General features: G+C 65.4%; 14 protein-coding genes. 1 reads left to right on the top strand and 13 read right to left on the bottom strand.

Annotation, left to right across the window (positions count from 1 at the left end; translation table 11 throughout):
* Positions 1-332: 332 nt before the first annotated feature.
* The 10 genes from HTZ84_RS09290 to HTZ84_RS09245 all read right to left on the bottom strand — a co-directional run bounded on the left by HTZ84_RS09290 (position 333) and on the right by HTZ84_RS09245 (position 11,939).
* Positions 333-881 carry a hypothetical protein gene (locus tag HTZ84_RS09290; protein ID WP_174680410.1) on the bottom strand — a complete coding sequence of 183 codons (549 nt, stop codon included), beginning with the start codon at positions 879-881 and terminating at the stop codon, positions 333-335.
* 270 nt (positions 882-1,151) lie between these two features.
* Positions 1,152-2,522 (bottom strand): hemolysin family protein, encoded by a 1,371-nt coding sequence (locus HTZ84_RS09285; RefSeq protein WP_174680409.1) that lies wholly within the window; start codon positions 2,520-2,522, stop codon positions 1,152-1,154.
* 5 nt (positions 2,523-2,527) lie between these two features.
* The gene (locus HTZ84_RS09280) at positions 2,528-4,633 is read right to left on the bottom strand and encodes a dipeptide ABC transporter ATP-binding protein (protein ID WP_174680408.1); all 2,106 of its coding nucleotides are present in this window, start codon (positions 4,631-4,633) and stop codon (positions 2,528-2,530) included.
* Positions 4,630-5,550, bottom strand: a complete 921-nt coding sequence (locus tag HTZ84_RS09275) for an ABC transporter permease (RefSeq protein ID WP_174680407.1) — start codon at positions 5,548-5,550, stop codon at positions 4,630-4,632. The genes HTZ84_RS09280 and HTZ84_RS09275 overlap by 4 nt, the downstream gene beginning before the upstream one ends.
* A complete protein-coding gene (locus tag HTZ84_RS09270) occupies positions 5,547-6,542 on the bottom strand; it encodes an ABC transporter permease (protein ID WP_174680406.1) in 996 nt (331 codons plus the stop codon). Before HTZ84_RS09270 ends, HTZ84_RS09275 begins: the two co-directional genes overlap by 4 nt.
* 187 nt (positions 6,543-6,729) lie before the next feature.
* Positions 6,730-8,637 carry an ABC transporter substrate-binding protein gene (locus HTZ84_RS09265; RefSeq protein WP_174680405.1) on the bottom strand — a complete coding sequence of 636 codons (1,908 nt, stop codon included), beginning with the start codon at positions 8,635-8,637 and terminating at the stop codon, positions 6,730-6,732.
* Between the two features lie 124 nt (positions 8,638-8,761).
* Positions 8,762-9,412 (bottom strand): helix-turn-helix domain-containing protein, encoded by a 651-nt coding sequence (locus tag HTZ84_RS09260; RefSeq protein WP_174680404.1) that lies wholly within the window; start codon positions 9,410-9,412, stop codon positions 8,762-8,764.
* A 107-nt stretch (positions 9,413-9,519) separates the two neighbouring features.
* The gene (locus HTZ84_RS09255; protein ID WP_174680403.1) at positions 9,520-10,983 is read right to left on the bottom strand and encodes an SLC13 family permease; all 1,464 of its coding nucleotides are present in this window, start codon (positions 10,981-10,983) and stop codon (positions 9,520-9,522) included.
* Positions 10,984-11,143: 160 nt separating this feature from the next.
* A complete protein-coding gene (locus HTZ84_RS09250) occupies positions 11,144-11,536 on the bottom strand; it encodes a hypothetical protein (RefSeq protein WP_174680402.1) in 393 nt (130 codons plus the stop codon).
* A 211-nt stretch (positions 11,537-11,747) separates the two neighbouring features.
* The gene (locus HTZ84_RS09245) at positions 11,748-11,939 is read right to left on the bottom strand and encodes a hypothetical protein (RefSeq protein ID WP_174680401.1); all 192 of its coding nucleotides are present in this window, start codon (positions 11,937-11,939) and stop codon (positions 11,748-11,750) included.
* 645 nt (positions 11,940-12,584) lie between these two features.
* Here HTZ84_RS09245 and HTZ84_RS09240 point away from each other — a divergent pair.
* Positions 12,585-12,905 carry a HalOD1 output domain-containing protein gene (locus tag HTZ84_RS09240; RefSeq protein ID WP_174680400.1) on the top strand — a complete coding sequence of 107 codons (321 nt, stop codon included), beginning with the start codon at positions 12,585-12,587 and terminating at the stop codon, positions 12,903-12,905.
* A 63-nt stretch (positions 12,906-12,968) separates the two neighbouring features.
* Here the strand turns inward: HTZ84_RS09240 and HTZ84_RS09235 are convergent, their stop codons facing one another.
* From HTZ84_RS09235 to surE, 3 genes are all read right to left on the bottom strand, one after another.
* Entirely contained in the window at positions 12,969-13,115 is a 147-nt protein-coding gene (locus tag HTZ84_RS09235; RefSeq protein ID WP_174680399.1) for a DUF1328 family protein, read from the bottom strand.
* Between the two features lie 311 nt (positions 13,116-13,426).
* Positions 13,427-13,813 carry a helix-turn-helix transcriptional regulator gene (locus HTZ84_RS09230; protein ID WP_174680398.1) on the bottom strand — a complete coding sequence of 129 codons (387 nt, stop codon included), beginning with the start codon at positions 13,811-13,813 and terminating at the stop codon, positions 13,427-13,429.
* 403 nt (positions 13,814-14,216) lie between these two features.
* Complete coding sequence (gene surE / locus HTZ84_RS09225; RefSeq protein ID WP_174680397.1) at positions 14,217-15,023, bottom strand: 5'/3'-nucleotidase SurE; 807 nt, start codon at positions 15,021-15,023, stop codon at positions 14,217-14,219.
* Positions 15,024-15,151: the final 128 nt, after the last annotated feature.

Here is a 15,151-nt window from a genome sequence, read left to right as displayed (position 1 = left end):
CTCGATAACTGCCCCACCAGTAGTGGACGCTACTCCACGGTCGTCTGCCCGATCTTCGTGTCGGGATCGGACATCGTACTCAACTCGTCCGCTCTTATTCAGCGACAGAGTCTCTTTCCTGCCCTCGATTCTCAGTTTTGTACCAATCCGAGCACCCGAAGTTCGCTTTTCGGGAGTACAAACCGTCCGACGTACGACCAACTTGCATCGACCGACGGATCGGCATGGCTACGTTCTGAACTGGTACTGAATCTGTTCAGACAGTAGTCCCAGACTATGCTATTCCCGACCGCTATCTCCTGCCCTCGAGTGTTATGGCCTCTCGAGGAGTCTTATCGCCCAACCTCCAAGTCGAACTCGACAGTAACGACATCGTTGCTAAAATTAGTTGGTGGGGCCGCCTCTCCGAGATTCGAATTGTCCAGTATCAGTCGGTAGGATCCCTCTGTGACCGTGCCACTGACTGTTGTTCCAGCGCTCTCGAACGCACTGAGTGCCGACTTATACGAGAACCGGCCCTCGTTAGTAAAGTACGTGTACTCGGATTCGTCCATGAAAATAACGTCGATCTCCGGCCCCTCGCGAACGATGAAATCGTACTCGATGAACCCGCTGCCATCAAAATCGAACTCGTAATAGATCCATTCGTCTTCCTCGATTTTTCGGGTATCCGACTTCGTTTCTTTTTGACTCAAGTCGGGGTCGTTGGGATAGTCATCGTTTGCATCTAGAATACCGTCGTTATCGGCATCGGAATTTGACGACCCGCTAGTTTCATCGGTTCCATTACTATCAGCGGTCTCGTCGCTACTGAGACATCCCGCGACCCCGCTGAGACCGATAGCGCTCATCCCTAATACCTTCCTTCGTGAATAGTCCATATTCATGCGGAGAAGTAGGTAGTAATGTGTTTTGTGAAATAATTCACCACTCAATCGATACTATGTATAATTAAGACATGCAGCAGTAGAATATAACCGAGTGCGATACTGGAAGGTTGTCAGAGTAGCTGGGGTTCAATTCCGAGCGAAGAGTATCGTCCGCCGTCGACAGACGGTCGTTTTCCGTGAGACGTCTCGGTCGGTTGCGCTCGTCTCGTCCGGTGCGATCGAATAGAGTGCCCGCCTCATGGTGCCGGAGAAAATCGACCGTTAGCTCGAGGCCACAACACCGGAACCGTCCGCCGCTGAAGGATCCGACTCGCTGATTCGCACCCGCCTGATGCGCGTGTCGTCGACGCGCTCGACGGTCAGTTCGGCGCCGTCGTAGGCGAACGTCTCGCCGGGCTCGACCAGTCGGCCGGCGCGGTTGAAGACGAAGCCGGCGATCGTCTCGAACTCCTCGCCCTCCGGGAACTCGACGCCGGTGACGTCGTTGACGGCCTCGAGGGTCACCTCGCCGTCGACTCTGACCGTCCGCTCGTCGACGGTTTCGATCGGTTCCGCCTCTTGGGTGTCGAGGATCTCGCCGACGACCGCCTCGACGATGTCCTCGGTGGTGACGATCCCCTCCGTCGTTCCGAACTCGTCGATGACGACGACCTGCTCGACCCGCTGCTGGCGCATCTCGCGGAACAGTTCGTCGATCTGCTTGCTCTCCGGGACGTGCAGCGTCTCCTCGACGTGGGCCTCGAGCGAGCCGCCGTCGGGCGACTCGCGACCACCGACGAGGTCGCCGAGCGCGACGACGCCGACGACGGTGTCGAGGTCGCCGTCGTAGACCGGCAGGCGAGTGTGGCCGCTCTCGACGCACTTCGCGACGGCTTCGTCGACGGTCGCCTCGCGAGCGACGGCGGTGACGTCGAGTCGCGGCGTCAGCACCTCCTTCGCGATGGTGTCGTTGAACCGGAACACGCGCTGGAGCATCTCGCGTTCGTCGGCCTCGATGACCCCTTCGCTCTCGCCGGTCCGGATCAGCTCCCGGATCTCCTCGCGGGTGACGTACGACTCCTCGACGGCCGTGCCGCCGGTCAGCCGGTTGAGTACCCGTGTCAGCGCGTCGAACGTGACCACGAGCGGGAACAGCGCGTACTCCGAGAATTTGAGCGGGCGAGCGACCGACAGTGCCCACGATTCGGTGTTCTCGATGGCGTAGGACTTGGGCGCGCTCTCGCCGAACAGCAGGACGACGGCCGTCACGCCGAACGTCGCCGCCAGCATCGCCCGCCCCTGGCTCGTGTACATCGCGAACAGGCCCGTCGCGATCGAGGACATCGCGATGTTGACGAGGTTGTTCCCGACGAGGATCGTCACCAGCAGGCGGTGGGGGTCGTCCTTCAGCGCCTGGACGGTCTCGGCGCCGGGCGCGCCGTCCTCGACGAGCGCCTCGATGCGGTGGTGGGCCAGCGAGAACATCGCGATTTCCGCCGAGGAGAAAAACCCCGACAGGACCAGTAACGCCAGCAGCGCCGCGACGCCGGCGGCGGCCACGAGGGTCGTCGACGGCTCGAAACCGACGGCTCCCGATACGGTTACCGGGCGAGCGACATCGGCCAGCATCGCGGTCGCCTCGAGGCCGGGCATATCACTCAATCACCCACCGAGTCGGTGTTCGCCGAGGCCGGGAACTCGTCGTCGTCCAGCGCGGGCGCTTCCGACGCGGTCGCCCCGTCCTCGCTCTCCGGGAAGTAACACGCCGCCCGGTGGGTCTCGTCGCCGGTCTCGTCGATGGCCGGTTCGGCCTCCCGGCACGACTCCTGGGCCTTCGGACAGCGCGGAGCGAACGCGCAGCCGGAGGGGAGGTCGACCGGGTCCGGCGGCTCGCCGTCGAGCAGGACGCGAGTCCGCTCCGCGGTCGGGTCCTTCTCGGGCGCGGCCGACAGCAGCGACGCGGTGTACGGATGCTCGGGGTGGGCCGCGATGCGATCGACGTCGCCCTCTTCGATGACCCGCCCGAGGTACATGATGGCCAGCCGATCCGAGACCTGCATCAGGCTCGCGAGGTCGTGGGAGATGTAGACGATCCCGATGTCCTCGGCGTCGGCCAGCCCGCGCAGCAGGTTCAGCAGGTTGACCTTCAGCGAGACGTCCAGCATCGACGCCGGCTCGTCGCAGATCAGGAAGTCCGGATCGAGGACGAGCGCCTTGGCGACCGCCACGCGCTGGCGCTGCCCGCCGGAGAGCTCGTGAGGGTACTTGTCGAGGAACGTTTCGGCGGGGGTCAGCCCCACCTTCTCGAGCGTCTCGACGATAGCCCGCTCTTTCTCGTCGGTGCGGTAGTCGTGGATCGTCAGCGGCTCGCCGACGAGCTTGCGGACGGTCTGGCGCGGATTCAGCGAGTCGAAGGGGTCCTGGAAGACGATCTGGACCTTCCGCCGGAACTCCGTGAGGTTGCCGTCCCGGTAGTACTCGTAGGGTTCCCCGTCGAACGTCAGGTCGCCGCCGGTCGGCTCCTCGAGGAGGGCCATCGTCTCGCCGAGCGTCGACTTCCCGCAGCCGGACTCGCCGGCGACGCCGAGCACCTCCGAGCGCCGGACCGACAGCGAGACGCCGTCGACCGCCTTCACGCGGTCGGGGTCGGCGCCGCGGAACTTGTCCAGCAGCGGCTGGCTCTGCTCGTAGTGTTTCTCGAGGGCGTCGGTCTCGAGGATGACTTCGCCGCGCTCGGAGTCGGCGTCGACGTCGTCGGGGATGCCCCACGTCTCCGGCTCGTCGGCCGACTGCCGCATCTGTGCGGCCTCCTTGACGCGATGGCAGGCCGAGCGGTGGTTCCGGTTGGGAAGCTCGACCAAATCGGGATGGGACTCCTCGCACTCGTCGGTGGCGAACGGACACCGGTCCCGAAACACGCAGGCCGTCGGCTCCCGGTTCAGGTTCGGCGGCGAGCCGGGGATCGCGACGGGGTCCTCGTCCCCCTCGTCGATCTCCGGGAAGGAGTTCTTCAGCCCCATCGTGTAGGGGTTGGTGGGGTTGACCAGCACGTTGTCGACGCTGCCCTGTTCCATCACCTTCCCGCCGTAGAGGATCGACAGCTCGTCGCAGGTCTCGGCGATGACGCCGATCTCGTGGGTGATCAGGAGCAGCGAGCTGTCCATCCGCTCTTGGATCTCGAGGATCTTGTCGATGATCTTGTCCTGGACGATGACGTCCAGCCCGGTCGTCGGCTCGTCGGCGATGATGAGGTCGGGCTCGAGGGCCAGGGCCATCGCGATGGTGACCCGCTGGCGCATCCCGCCGGAGAACTCGTGGGGGTAGTCGTCGATCCGGTCGGGATCGAGGCCGACGATCTCGAACAGTTCGCGGACGCGGTCGCGGGCTTTCGCGTCCGTGACGTTGCGATGCGTGTGGATCGCCTGGGCGATCTGGTCGCCGGTCGACATCACGGGATCGAGCGAGTCCATCGCGCTCTGGGGGATGTAGGCGATGTCCTCCCAGAGGATATCCCGCCGTTGGGCGTCCGAGAGGGACGTGAGGTCCGTCCCCTTGAACTCGATCGTCCCGCTCTCGACGGTGCCGTTGCCGGGGAGCAGCCCCAGCAGCGCCTCCGCGGCGGTGGACTTCCCGGAGCCGGACTCGCCGGCGAGGCCGTAGTTGACGCCCTCGTCGATGGTGAACGAGACGTCGTTGACGGCGTGGACTGGTTCGTCGTCGGTCGCGTACGTGACTGTCAGGTTTTCGACGTTGAGTAGCGTCATTGGTCGGTCTGGATTTCGGGGTTGATGACTTCCTCGTAGGCGCGGCCGATGAGGAACACCGAGGTCGTGATCGCGGCGATACCGATGGCCGGCGGGAGCACCCACCACCACGCGACGCGCATGTTGCCCGACGCGAACACCTGCCGGAGCATCCGGCCCCAGCTGGTCATCGTCGGATCGCCGAAGCCGAGGAAGGCGAGGCTCGCCTGCGCGGCGATCGCCCAGGCGACGCCGTAGGCGGTGTAGAGAAAGCCGATCGGCAGGACGTTCGGCGCGACGTGGTACAGCATCGTCCGCAGGTCGCTCGCGCCGCTGGCGCGCGCGGACTTGACGAACGTCCGCTCGCGGACCGAGAGCACCTCCGAGCGGACGACCCGCGCCGGCATCTTCCAGAGGAAGGCGGCGATGATCGCCGTGATCAGCCAGATGTTCGGCGTCATGAACGTCAACAGCAGCAACGCCATCGGCATGAACGGCAGCGAGAACGTCAGGTCGGTCAGGCGCATCAGGAGCTCGTCGACCCAGCCGCCGTAGTAGCCGCTGACGACGCCGACGGTGAAGCCGAGCGCGCCCGTGCCCAGTCCGCCGAACAGGCCGACGATGAGCGTCGGCCGCGCGCCGGCGAGGAACTGGCTCAGCACGTCCTTCCCGTACGCCGTCGTCCCGAAGAACGCGTCAGCGCTCGGGGCGGCGAGCCGGAGCACGGAGCCGCCGTCGCCGCGAACGGTGTGTTCGATCGGATCGTGCGGGGCCAGGTACGGCCCGAACAGCCCGAGGAAGACGAACGCCGCGACGACGAGCATGCCGGCGAAGGCCATCGGGTCCCGTCGCAGGAACGCGAACTGGTCGCGGACGGTCGTCCACAGTGCGTCGACGCGCTCGTACAACTCCGCCGTGGGTTTCGTTTCGGTGCTCATGCGGATCCACCTCCGCTCGTCGAGACGGTCGGATCGAAGTACGCGTAGAGGACGTCTGCAAGCAGATTCGCCAGGATAACCGCCAGCGCCATGATGAAGACCGCGGCCTGGACCAGCGGGTAGTCCTGTTGCTGGATGGCCAGGACGAGTTCGCGGCCGATACCGGGCCAGCTGAAGACCACCTCGAGCAGGATCAGTCCCTGGAAGATCATCCCCAGCCGCAGCGTGAAGTAGGTCAGGATGGGTAGCATCGAATTGCGACCCGCGCGGGCCAGTTGCTCCATCTCAGTGAGCCCCTTCGCTCGGTGGAGCTTGAGGAACTCCGAGCCGCGCTTCTCGACGACGCCGTTGCGGGCCAGCAGCAGGAAGTCGCCGCTGTAGTAGAGGACGGCGACGGTAAACGGAAGGATGTAGTGGTGGAGGAAGTCGAGCGAGGCGAACGTCTCGACGTAGCCGTCCGGCGTCGCCCGGATCGATCGCATCCCGAGCGCGGGCACGATCTCGAGGTTGTAGGCGAAGACGATGATGAAGAAGATCGCCGTGATGAACACCGGCGTCGAGCGCAGCAGCGTCGTCGAGACGATGCTGAACTTCTCGAGGCGGCTCCCGCGGTTCCAGCCGGCGTACATCCCCAGGATCGAACTCAGGATCGCCGTCGTCACCAGCGCGGGCACCAGCAGGATCAGCGAGTTGATCAGCCGCGGCTCGAGGACGTCCCAGACCGGCTGGCTCCGCAGGATGGAGTAGCCGAACTGGAAGGTCAGCAGGCTCCCGAGGTAGTTGACGTACTGGACCCAGATCGACTGGTCGAGTCCGTACATCGCCCGGATCTCGTCGATCTGTTCCTGATTGAGGTTCCCCGAGGTGACGAGCGCCTCGAAGGGGCTCCCCGGCAGCAGCCGGAGGACGACGAAGATGACCGAGACCGCGACCAGCGTCAGCAGGACGGAGATCGCGAGTCGCTTGAGCAGGAACCGCTGGAATTTGCTCATCGGCTCTCACCCGCGGTATCGCGCTCGGTCGCCGGCCGCTTTCTCGCGCCGGCGACGCCCCAGTCGAGGGACGTGCGCTCGACTCGAGCGGCGGCGCGGTCGGGGTGTCGGTTCGCCTCGAATCGGGTCCGTTCCCGCGACGGTCGCGGGAAACGATCGGTGGTGTGGTACATTGGGTTCTGGCTGCTCATGAGAAGTCAGGCTGGTCGAGTTCCGAGCGGCGCTCGTTGGTGTTCTCGGGCTGAATGCGCTCGACGAACGCACCCCACGCCTCGCCGTTGGGGAAGCGCAGGTTGCCGTCGTCGTCCCAGGTGTAGCCCGCTCGCTCGAGGACGGTTCGCGCTTCGTCGACGTCGTAGCTGTAGTCGGTCGTGTCGGGGTTGTGCCACTGGGTAAGCGACGAGATCAGGTTCTCTCCGGACGGGACCGTCGCCTGCCCGTGGAGGAAGTCCTCGACGAACCCCTCCGAGTCGACCGTCTTCGCCAGCGCGACGCGGAACTCCTTGTCTCGGATCGGCGGACAGGAGAACATGAGCTTCGCGTTCAGCGGCGCGTAACTACCGACGGACATCTTCTCGATCCCGTCGGTGTTGGCCGCGCGGTCGGCCTGCAGGGTCGAGAGCGTCGTCCCGATGGCGTCGATCGACCCGCTCTGGAGCGAGCCGATCAGCGCGTCGACGTTGCTCACGTTGATCCAGATGACGCTTTCGACGCCGGGCCCGCGTTCGGCCTGATCGCCGAGCGCGTCGACCCGCCAGTCGTCGTCGAACATCCAGTGGCCCTCGTTGCGCGTGGCCTCGAACCGGGTCCCCTGCTCCCAGTCTTCGAACTGGAAGGGGCCGGTGCCGACGGGGGCGTCCGGGTTGTGCTGGGACGGGTTGTCGACGTCCTCCCACCGGTGTTCGGGGAGGATCACGCTCCGGACGACTCGCTGGGTCATGAACGAGGCGTCGGGGTTCGACAGGTTGAACCGGACCTCGTGATCGCCGAGTACCTCGACGGACTCGATCGGGTCGTAGAACGGCACCTGGCTCGTAGAGGAGTACTCCTCGTAGAGTTCGACGGTGAACTTCACGTCCTCGGCGGTGAACGACTCGCCGTCGTGCCACTCGACGCCCTCGCGCAGCGTGAGTTCGACGGTCGTATCGTCGACGAAATCGCCGCCGGTCGCCAGTGCGGGGACCACGTCCAAATCGGGCGTCGCGTCGAACAATCCGTCGTAGATGAACGTGAGTCGATTGGCCTCCGCGCCGCCGGCGGCCCACGGCAGGTTCAGCGAGTTCATCGACGTGGTGACGCCCTTGACGTAGGTCCGGTTGTCCGTCTCGGGCTGGAGGTTGACCTCCGTCCAGACGAACGAGTCCATCGTCGGACCGTTACCCGGGGTCTCCACGTAGCCGCTCCACCGCTCCGTGTTCACCGCCGTGATGATGTTCGGGTACAGCGTGATGAGCGCCCCGACGTCTTCGGCGAACAGTTCCTGCGCGCGGTCGACGAGTTCCTCGCGCTTCTCTCGATCGGTCGTCCGGGCCTGTTCCGTGAGAACCTCCTGTAATTCGGGATTGTAGTAATTGTCGTAGTTCGAAAGCGATCCCTCGGTCGCGCGCATCAACAGGGGGTTCGGATCGAGTCCCCGCTGCGGGTCGGGCCCGTGCGTGCTCATCGAGATTATCGCCTCGAGTCCGCGCGTTTCCCAGCTCTGGGCGTACAGCTGGTTCAACGGACGGTCGTTGAGTTCGACGGCGATGCCCAGATCGTCGAGCCCTCGCTTGACCATCAACGCGTGTTCGCGCATCCACGGATCGTCCTCGCTCGAGAACTCGACGGGGAACCGATCGAGTACCGCGCCGGCCGTCGCGCTGTACTCGAGCGGCGGCGAGTCGGCGTCGATCGTCTCCCACTCGCGCCAGTACTTCGTTTCGACGGTCTCCGGCACCCCGTCGGGCACGTTCGGCTCGAGGCTGGTGCCGCGACTGCCGCTGCAGCCCGCCAGCACGCTCGTCCCGAGCGCCGCGGCGGCCGTGGCGACGTAGCCGCGTCGCGTGAGTCGGCCGCCGCCCGCGGAGCCCGATCTATCATGATTTTCTTCGGTCATCCACCCCCACGTTACGGAGTGACTAGGTTTGCTTTACTCCCTATCGGCGACGATAGCTATCGTTCTTTAAGATACGGGTGATATTTCGACGCATCTTATCAGTCCGGAGACACCAGCGTCGCCCTCACTCCCGCGGACCGTAGATGAGTTCGAGGAGGGTTCGCTCCGCGGTCCGCAGTCGTTCGCTCGCCGTCGACTGTGCGATCTCGAGTTCGTCGGCGAGTTCCGTCGCCGACGTCTCTCGCGGGATGTCGAAGTAGCCGTTCTCGTAGGCCGTCTCGAGGACCGCCAACTGCTCGTCGGTGAGCTTCGAGACGAGGACTTCGGTCAACCGTCCGCTGTCGAGGGGTTCGCCGGGATCTTCGTTCTGTGTAACTGACAGCAGTTCGAACTCGCCGAGCGTCTCCTGAACTTCGTCGGCCATCGAGCGGAACTGGTCCCAGTCGCGGGTCGTCACCACGGCCTCGAAATCGTCGTTCTGGAGGACGATCCGGTTCGGAATCGCCTCCTGTCGCAGGACGAGACTCAGGATGAACGGGTACGATTCGTTGGCCAGGATCGTCAGCCGGCGAATCTCGAGGTCGTCCGACGCGGTCGGGATCTCGCTGTCGTAGAACAGCGACACGCCGGAGATCTCCTCGACGACGGCTTTCGGATCGAATGCAGCGTTCGACGTGACGGTCAGGGACTCGATCCACGTCCCGTCTTCGACGTAGAACGCGTTGTCGAGCTCGATGCTCCGGACGTCGTCCAGCTCTCGCCGGAGCTTTGCCATCACGCCCGTCGGCGCCGTCGTGAACTCGATGCGTAGAATTGGCGACCCTCCCTACGGGGAAGAGTCCGACCCGGTCATATATACCTCACGCTTATCGCGATCGGTTGTCAGCCCACTAACGGCCAGTAGACGAGCCACGACGCGGCGGCGACACCGACGGCGAGCACCATCGTCACGAGGCCAAAGGAGGCGACGTCGCGGTGCGACAGCGGTCCGCGATCCATCGACACCAGCACCGCGGTCGTGTTGAACGGGAGAATCGTCGTCGAGCCGACGACCAGCAACACGGTCAGCGCCAGATACAGCCGGTTGACGTCGAAGACGGACGCGAGTTCGAGGACGATCGGGAGCGCGACCACGATCGCCGCCGAGCCGGTCGAGAACAGGATCCGAATCCCGACGGCGAGGCCGAGCAACGCCGCGACGAGCTGCCACTGGGCGAGCGCCGCGAACGGGATCCACCGCGCGAGGGCGTCGACGATCGCCACGATGGCGCCGGTCGTCTCCAGCGCGTCGAGGATCGACAACATCGCGCCGACGAGGAAGATGATCCCCCAGTTCACCCCGGCGATATCGTCGGCCGTGATGACGCCGACCTGGGGCAGCGAGAGCGCGACGACCGCGGCGACCGCCGGGAGCACCGTGGGGATCCCGACGAACGAGCCGGCGATCCAGCCCGCGATGGCGCCCAGGAGGACGAGTCCGACGAGACGCTGGTCCCGAGTCAGCGAGGGCGGTTCGTCACCGTCGGCCTCGGGTGCGGGCCCCTCCCCGTCCGCCTCGAGTTGCGCCCCGGCGGGTGCGCCGAGCGTCGTCTCGCCGTCGACCGCCGCGAACAGACTCGCACAGAGCGTCGCCGCCGCGTACAGGGCGATCGTCGGCGGCAGCATCAACACGGCCCAGTCGACCCAGGTGATCGGCCGCACCGAGGTCGCGATAATCTCGGAGGTGACCAGCGCCATGCCGCCGCCGGTCATCAGCGCCATCGAGGCGATCGGGTTGACGTGACCGAGGACGAGAAACGCCCCCGTTTCGAAGCCGTCGTCGCCCGAGCCGAACGCGGCCGCGAGCCGCTTCACGATCGGGATGAACGTTACCGCGCGCGCCATCGCCGACGGCATCACCAGCGCCAGCGCGAGGACGCTCCCGGCGACCGAGCGCAGCGCGCGCCGCGGCGTGCTCTCCGCCGTCAGCAGTCGGCGCGCCAATCGCCGATCGAGACCGACGCTCGTCGTCGCGTCGCCGAGCAGCAACAGGAGAAGCAGGAAGAACACGAGCGTCGACGTAAAGCCCGTCGCGGCCGCGTCGAACGACTCGACCGCCCCCAGTGCGAACAGTAACGCGACGCTGAGGACGCTCGAGACGACGTACGGTACCGGCCGCGTCAGCCACAGGACGAGCGCCGACGCGAAGACCGCCAGCGCGCGTTGTCCCGCGACGGTCACCGCCGCCGCCGGCGGGGGAACCATCGTCCCGACCGCGAGGACGGTAGCGGCCGCGAGCAGCCCCAGGGATTGCCGCGATGGAAGCATCGTCTCCGTTTCTGCCCGCGCGCCGTCCCGATCAGCCATTACCGCCACCGTCGGTGTTCCCGATGAAGAATCTGGTGACAGCGCAGTCGAGAACGAGTGCAGGACAGTCGTCGATAGAAACGAGTCGTTACCGGGGCGGAGCGGATCCGATCACCGCGAGCGAGTCGCGGGGAGCCGCCCCCCGATCGCTACCGCGCCATCACGCCTCGTCTCGAGCGCGCTCGGCTTCCGCCCGCGCCTGCTCGATCTTCTCGTCTAGCTTCTTCGTGACGGTGTATTTGAACTCGTCGGGCATCTGGCCGTAGTTGATATCGACGGTCAGCATGGCGTCGCAGCCGTCGACGATCTCGGGCGCCCAGCTCCCCTGCGCGAGCTTCGACTCCTCGGTGACCACGGCCTCGCCGTCCTCGACGTCGATGAAGGCCGTCACCGTGTTCCAGATGGAGGGGTTGCTCGTGGTCGCCTCGTCGAACAGCCCCTCGAGTCGCGAGTCCCGGAGCTGTTCGGTCGCGATCTCCTCGCGCAACTCCTCGAGGGCGTCGGCCAGCGCCTCGTACTCCGCCGCCGGTCGCTCGGAATCGTCGAGGATCACCGTCCCCACCTCGCGTGGTCGTGTGAATGCATCTTGGCTAGGGTTGTGACTGGACGACCAAGTCTTCCACGTTACGCGGCTCGCGCCGGTCGGCGACGGCCGCGTCGACGGTGACGGACCAGCTGCGGTCTCCCACAACAGTATGCGGCCGATACGACGACTATCGGGCCCGATGACGGTTCGATCTGCGCCGCGCCCCCGCTCGCGGCCGTCAGTCGGTGCTGGGATCGGACGGCGACCCTCCCTCGGAGTCGTCGGCGACCTCGAAGCTCGTTGCGCCACAGGAGCACCCCTCTTGACCGATGACGCGAACCGTCCCGTCGGGCCACTCTCGGGCCGCGTAGACGGATCCGCACTCTTCGCACACTGCCATAACCCGCGTTACGTCGTCCTTGTGAGCCATCCCCGAAACGAGGGAACGGAGATCGGATGAATTAAACTTACTACTTGGAAAATCACAGCGAAATACAAGTAGTCTCGTCGGAATTCAACGGAGATTGTCGAACGAGTTATCCTGCGGTTTGTTTCTACGCGGTAGGAGAGAGAATAAGTTGATGTTGCCGTTCCGTTCGCTTCGAACGCGAACCTCGGCCGGCGGTCTCGTGGCGCCCGACAGCGGTTTGCCGCCACCGCGGCGCCGTCGCGATCGACGGTCGAACCGTCGGGTTTCGACACGTTATCGGACGACAGACGGTATCGAACGCCGATACTATCGGTGCAGCGATACGATCAGGACCGCCGTACAGCACTCCAGAAATCCGTTCTGTCGGATTTAGCGACAACCTATTTATTATCGGTCCGCTGGACGGACCACACGTGACGATGATCGACCAGTGGTGGGGTTCCACGCGGGTGGCGTACCGGGGATCGGCTATCGCAGCGTCGCGGTTCGGTCGACGCGGACGGAACGCACGGCAGTCTCTCGTACGCGACGCCTCGAGCCTCGACCGGCGATCCGTCCGTCGGGGTCGCCCAGTTCGACGCCCGTCGGCCGTCGGCGCGAGCATCGCCGCTCAGATGTGGGCGCGTTCAGAGCGGGGCGTCGACGATGGATAACCGCCGGTCGCGGTTCTACCGGGACTCGCCCTCCCGTCGAACGGAAGACGAGATCATCGTGGACGTCGTCCAGGCGCTGGCCACCGCGGATCGCCTCGATCTGGACGAAGTCGAGTACACGCTCTACGAGTACATCAACCCGGCCGTCCTGATCGAACTCGCCGCTCACGACGGCGGTCGCTGGGAGTTCACGTTCGAAATCGCCGACCACGAAGTGACGCTCACCAGCGACGGTCGGCTCTTCGTCGACGGCGTTCTCTGTCGGGACGATCTGGCGCTTCGGCGTTCCTCGTCGACGCCGGCCTACGGATAAGCGTCGATCGCCCGCAACCGGCCGGCGCGCCGGTCGCGATCGATTCCCCTGTTACCCCCGCGGTCACAGCAACAGCGAGACGACCGCGAGGACGACGAACACTAACACGAGCCACTTCGCGATGGCCATCGACAGTCCCGCGACGCCGCCCGCACCGAGCGCACCGGCGATGATCGCGATCACGAAGAACAGCAGTGCGAGTTCTAACATGACTCTAGAGACGACTGTCAGACGGATACGGATTCGGCCTTCATACGCCGTCCACACCGGGGTCGCGCCGTCGCGGCGAATCTCCTGTCGACAGCCGCAACCGTCCGGGCGACTCGACTTACAGGCGGATCCGACTCGAGTCGACCGTTCCGAGTGGAGGGCGACGCGACTAGTGCCGGCGCCGCGACACCGACGCTCGAGTCGGGAACGCAGACACAACAGTGGAAAATCAGTCTTCGAAAACGCGAATACCGTCGACCTCGGCTCCGTCGAAATCGCCCCGGCGTCCCGAACGCGTCCGCATCGACCCGTTACTCGTTGAGGTGGGAGCGATACCCCTTCGGTTCGAACCCGCGCCGGCAGACGACCCGCTTGCGACCGACGGTGATCGCGCTGACTTGCCCCTCGTCCTCCATGCGGTCGATGACCTCCTCGAGGCGGTCTTCCGACCAGCCGGTCTCCTGGCGGACGGTCGATCGATCGACGCGACCGCCGCGTTTGACGAGCAGTCTGAGGATTTTGTCCTCGTCGGGGAGGTCGTGTTCGTCGACCCCGTACTCGATCTCCTCGGCGTAGCTCAGTGTTTCGTCCTCGCTGTCGTCCGATTCCTCGCCCGTCGTCTCGCCGTCTTCCGTCTCGTCCGTCGAACCGCTCGACCAGAGCGACGAAAGCCGGGTCCAGAGTGCGTTGAATACCATCCGTGATCACCCTCCGTGGTCGCTAGTTGTGTCCGTTGGATACCGATCTACCTTGCTTTTGTGTTTCATTTGGTACCTATCTCTGTAGCTGCTAATTATGGTCTGACTATCGTAACGCTGCGGTCGGCGAATAGCACGGGCCTTGCGACCCGCAAGTCGATTATCTCGTCACCGAGTAGACACGCGGTCTCGCCGCGACGCGACGTCACAGCGGATCACGCGCGCAGTGGCCGTTTCGGGCACGCTCGAGGGTCACAGTCGGCATTCGGCGTTCGATCTCGACCCTCGCCATGGCTGTTCGTTCACCGTGCCGATACAAATCAGTTCGGTAGCGGTCGGCGCGTCGCCGGGTCGTCTCATCGGTCTGGGGGGCCATATCGATCACACCTCGGTTTCGGGTCGATTATCGCTCCGTCGAGTCGACGGATCCCGGGTACGCGTCGGCCAGCGCCGACAGGCCGTCGTGGCCGTTCGTCGAGTGCGGGGCGGTCAGCGGCGAGACGCTGATCCGACCCTCGACGACCGCGCGGCGGTCCGTCCCCTCGGGGTCGGGCAACGTCTCGGGATCCATGCGCTCCCAGACGCGGTCTTGGAGGTGGACGCGGTCGCCGTCGCGCTCGGCGTCCATCTCGTAGCGCTTCGAGGGGCGGGTGACCTCGAGCGGCGCCGGGTCGCCGTCGGGCAGCGGGACGTTGACGTTGAGGTAGGCCGCGTGCTCGAAGACGCCCGCCTCGAGTGCGTTCTCGACCAGGTAGGAGGTCACGCGCGTCGCCTCGGCGAAGTCCTCGGGCCGCAGGTCGATCTCGCTCAGCGGCCCCCGTTCGGGCGGGACGTACATCGACGTCGCGATGGCGGGGACGTCGAAGAACGCGGCCTCGACGGCGGCGCTGATCGTTCCCGAGCGCCCGAGAACGTACTCGCCCAAGTTCGCGCCCTCGTTACAGCCGGCGACGACGATGTCGGGGTACGGGCCGAGTTCGGCCAGCCCGGCGACGACGCAGTCCGAGGGCGTGCCGTGGACGGCGTACCCCAGCTCGCGGTCGTCGACGTCGACCTCGTGGGACATCGAGCGGCCGCAGGCGCTCTGGTCGGTCGCGGGGGCGACGACGGTCACGTTGCCCAGCTCCGAGAGGGCGTCGTACAGCGCCCGGATGCCGGTGCTGTCGATCCCGTCGTCGTTGGTCAACAGGATCTCGAGGGGGTCGCTCATATCGGTGGCCTCGGAGGCCGGCGCGAAAAGCCCACCGCTTTGGCAGGTCGGGTGGCGGGTCGGTTCCGCGGCCGATCGCTCGAGTGACGCCGACGACCGATCGCTCGTCGCCCGCTCGAGGGCGGCTG

This window comes from Haloterrigena gelatinilytica, from assembly GCF_013342145.1.
In the GTDB taxonomy this organism is placed as follows: Archaea; Halobacteriota; Halobacteria; order Halobacteriales; family Natrialbaceae; genus Haloterrigena; species Haloterrigena gelatinilytica.
The sequence above is the reverse complement of the archived record's forward strand: the minus strand, read 5'-3'. Positions and strand labels throughout refer to the sequence as shown.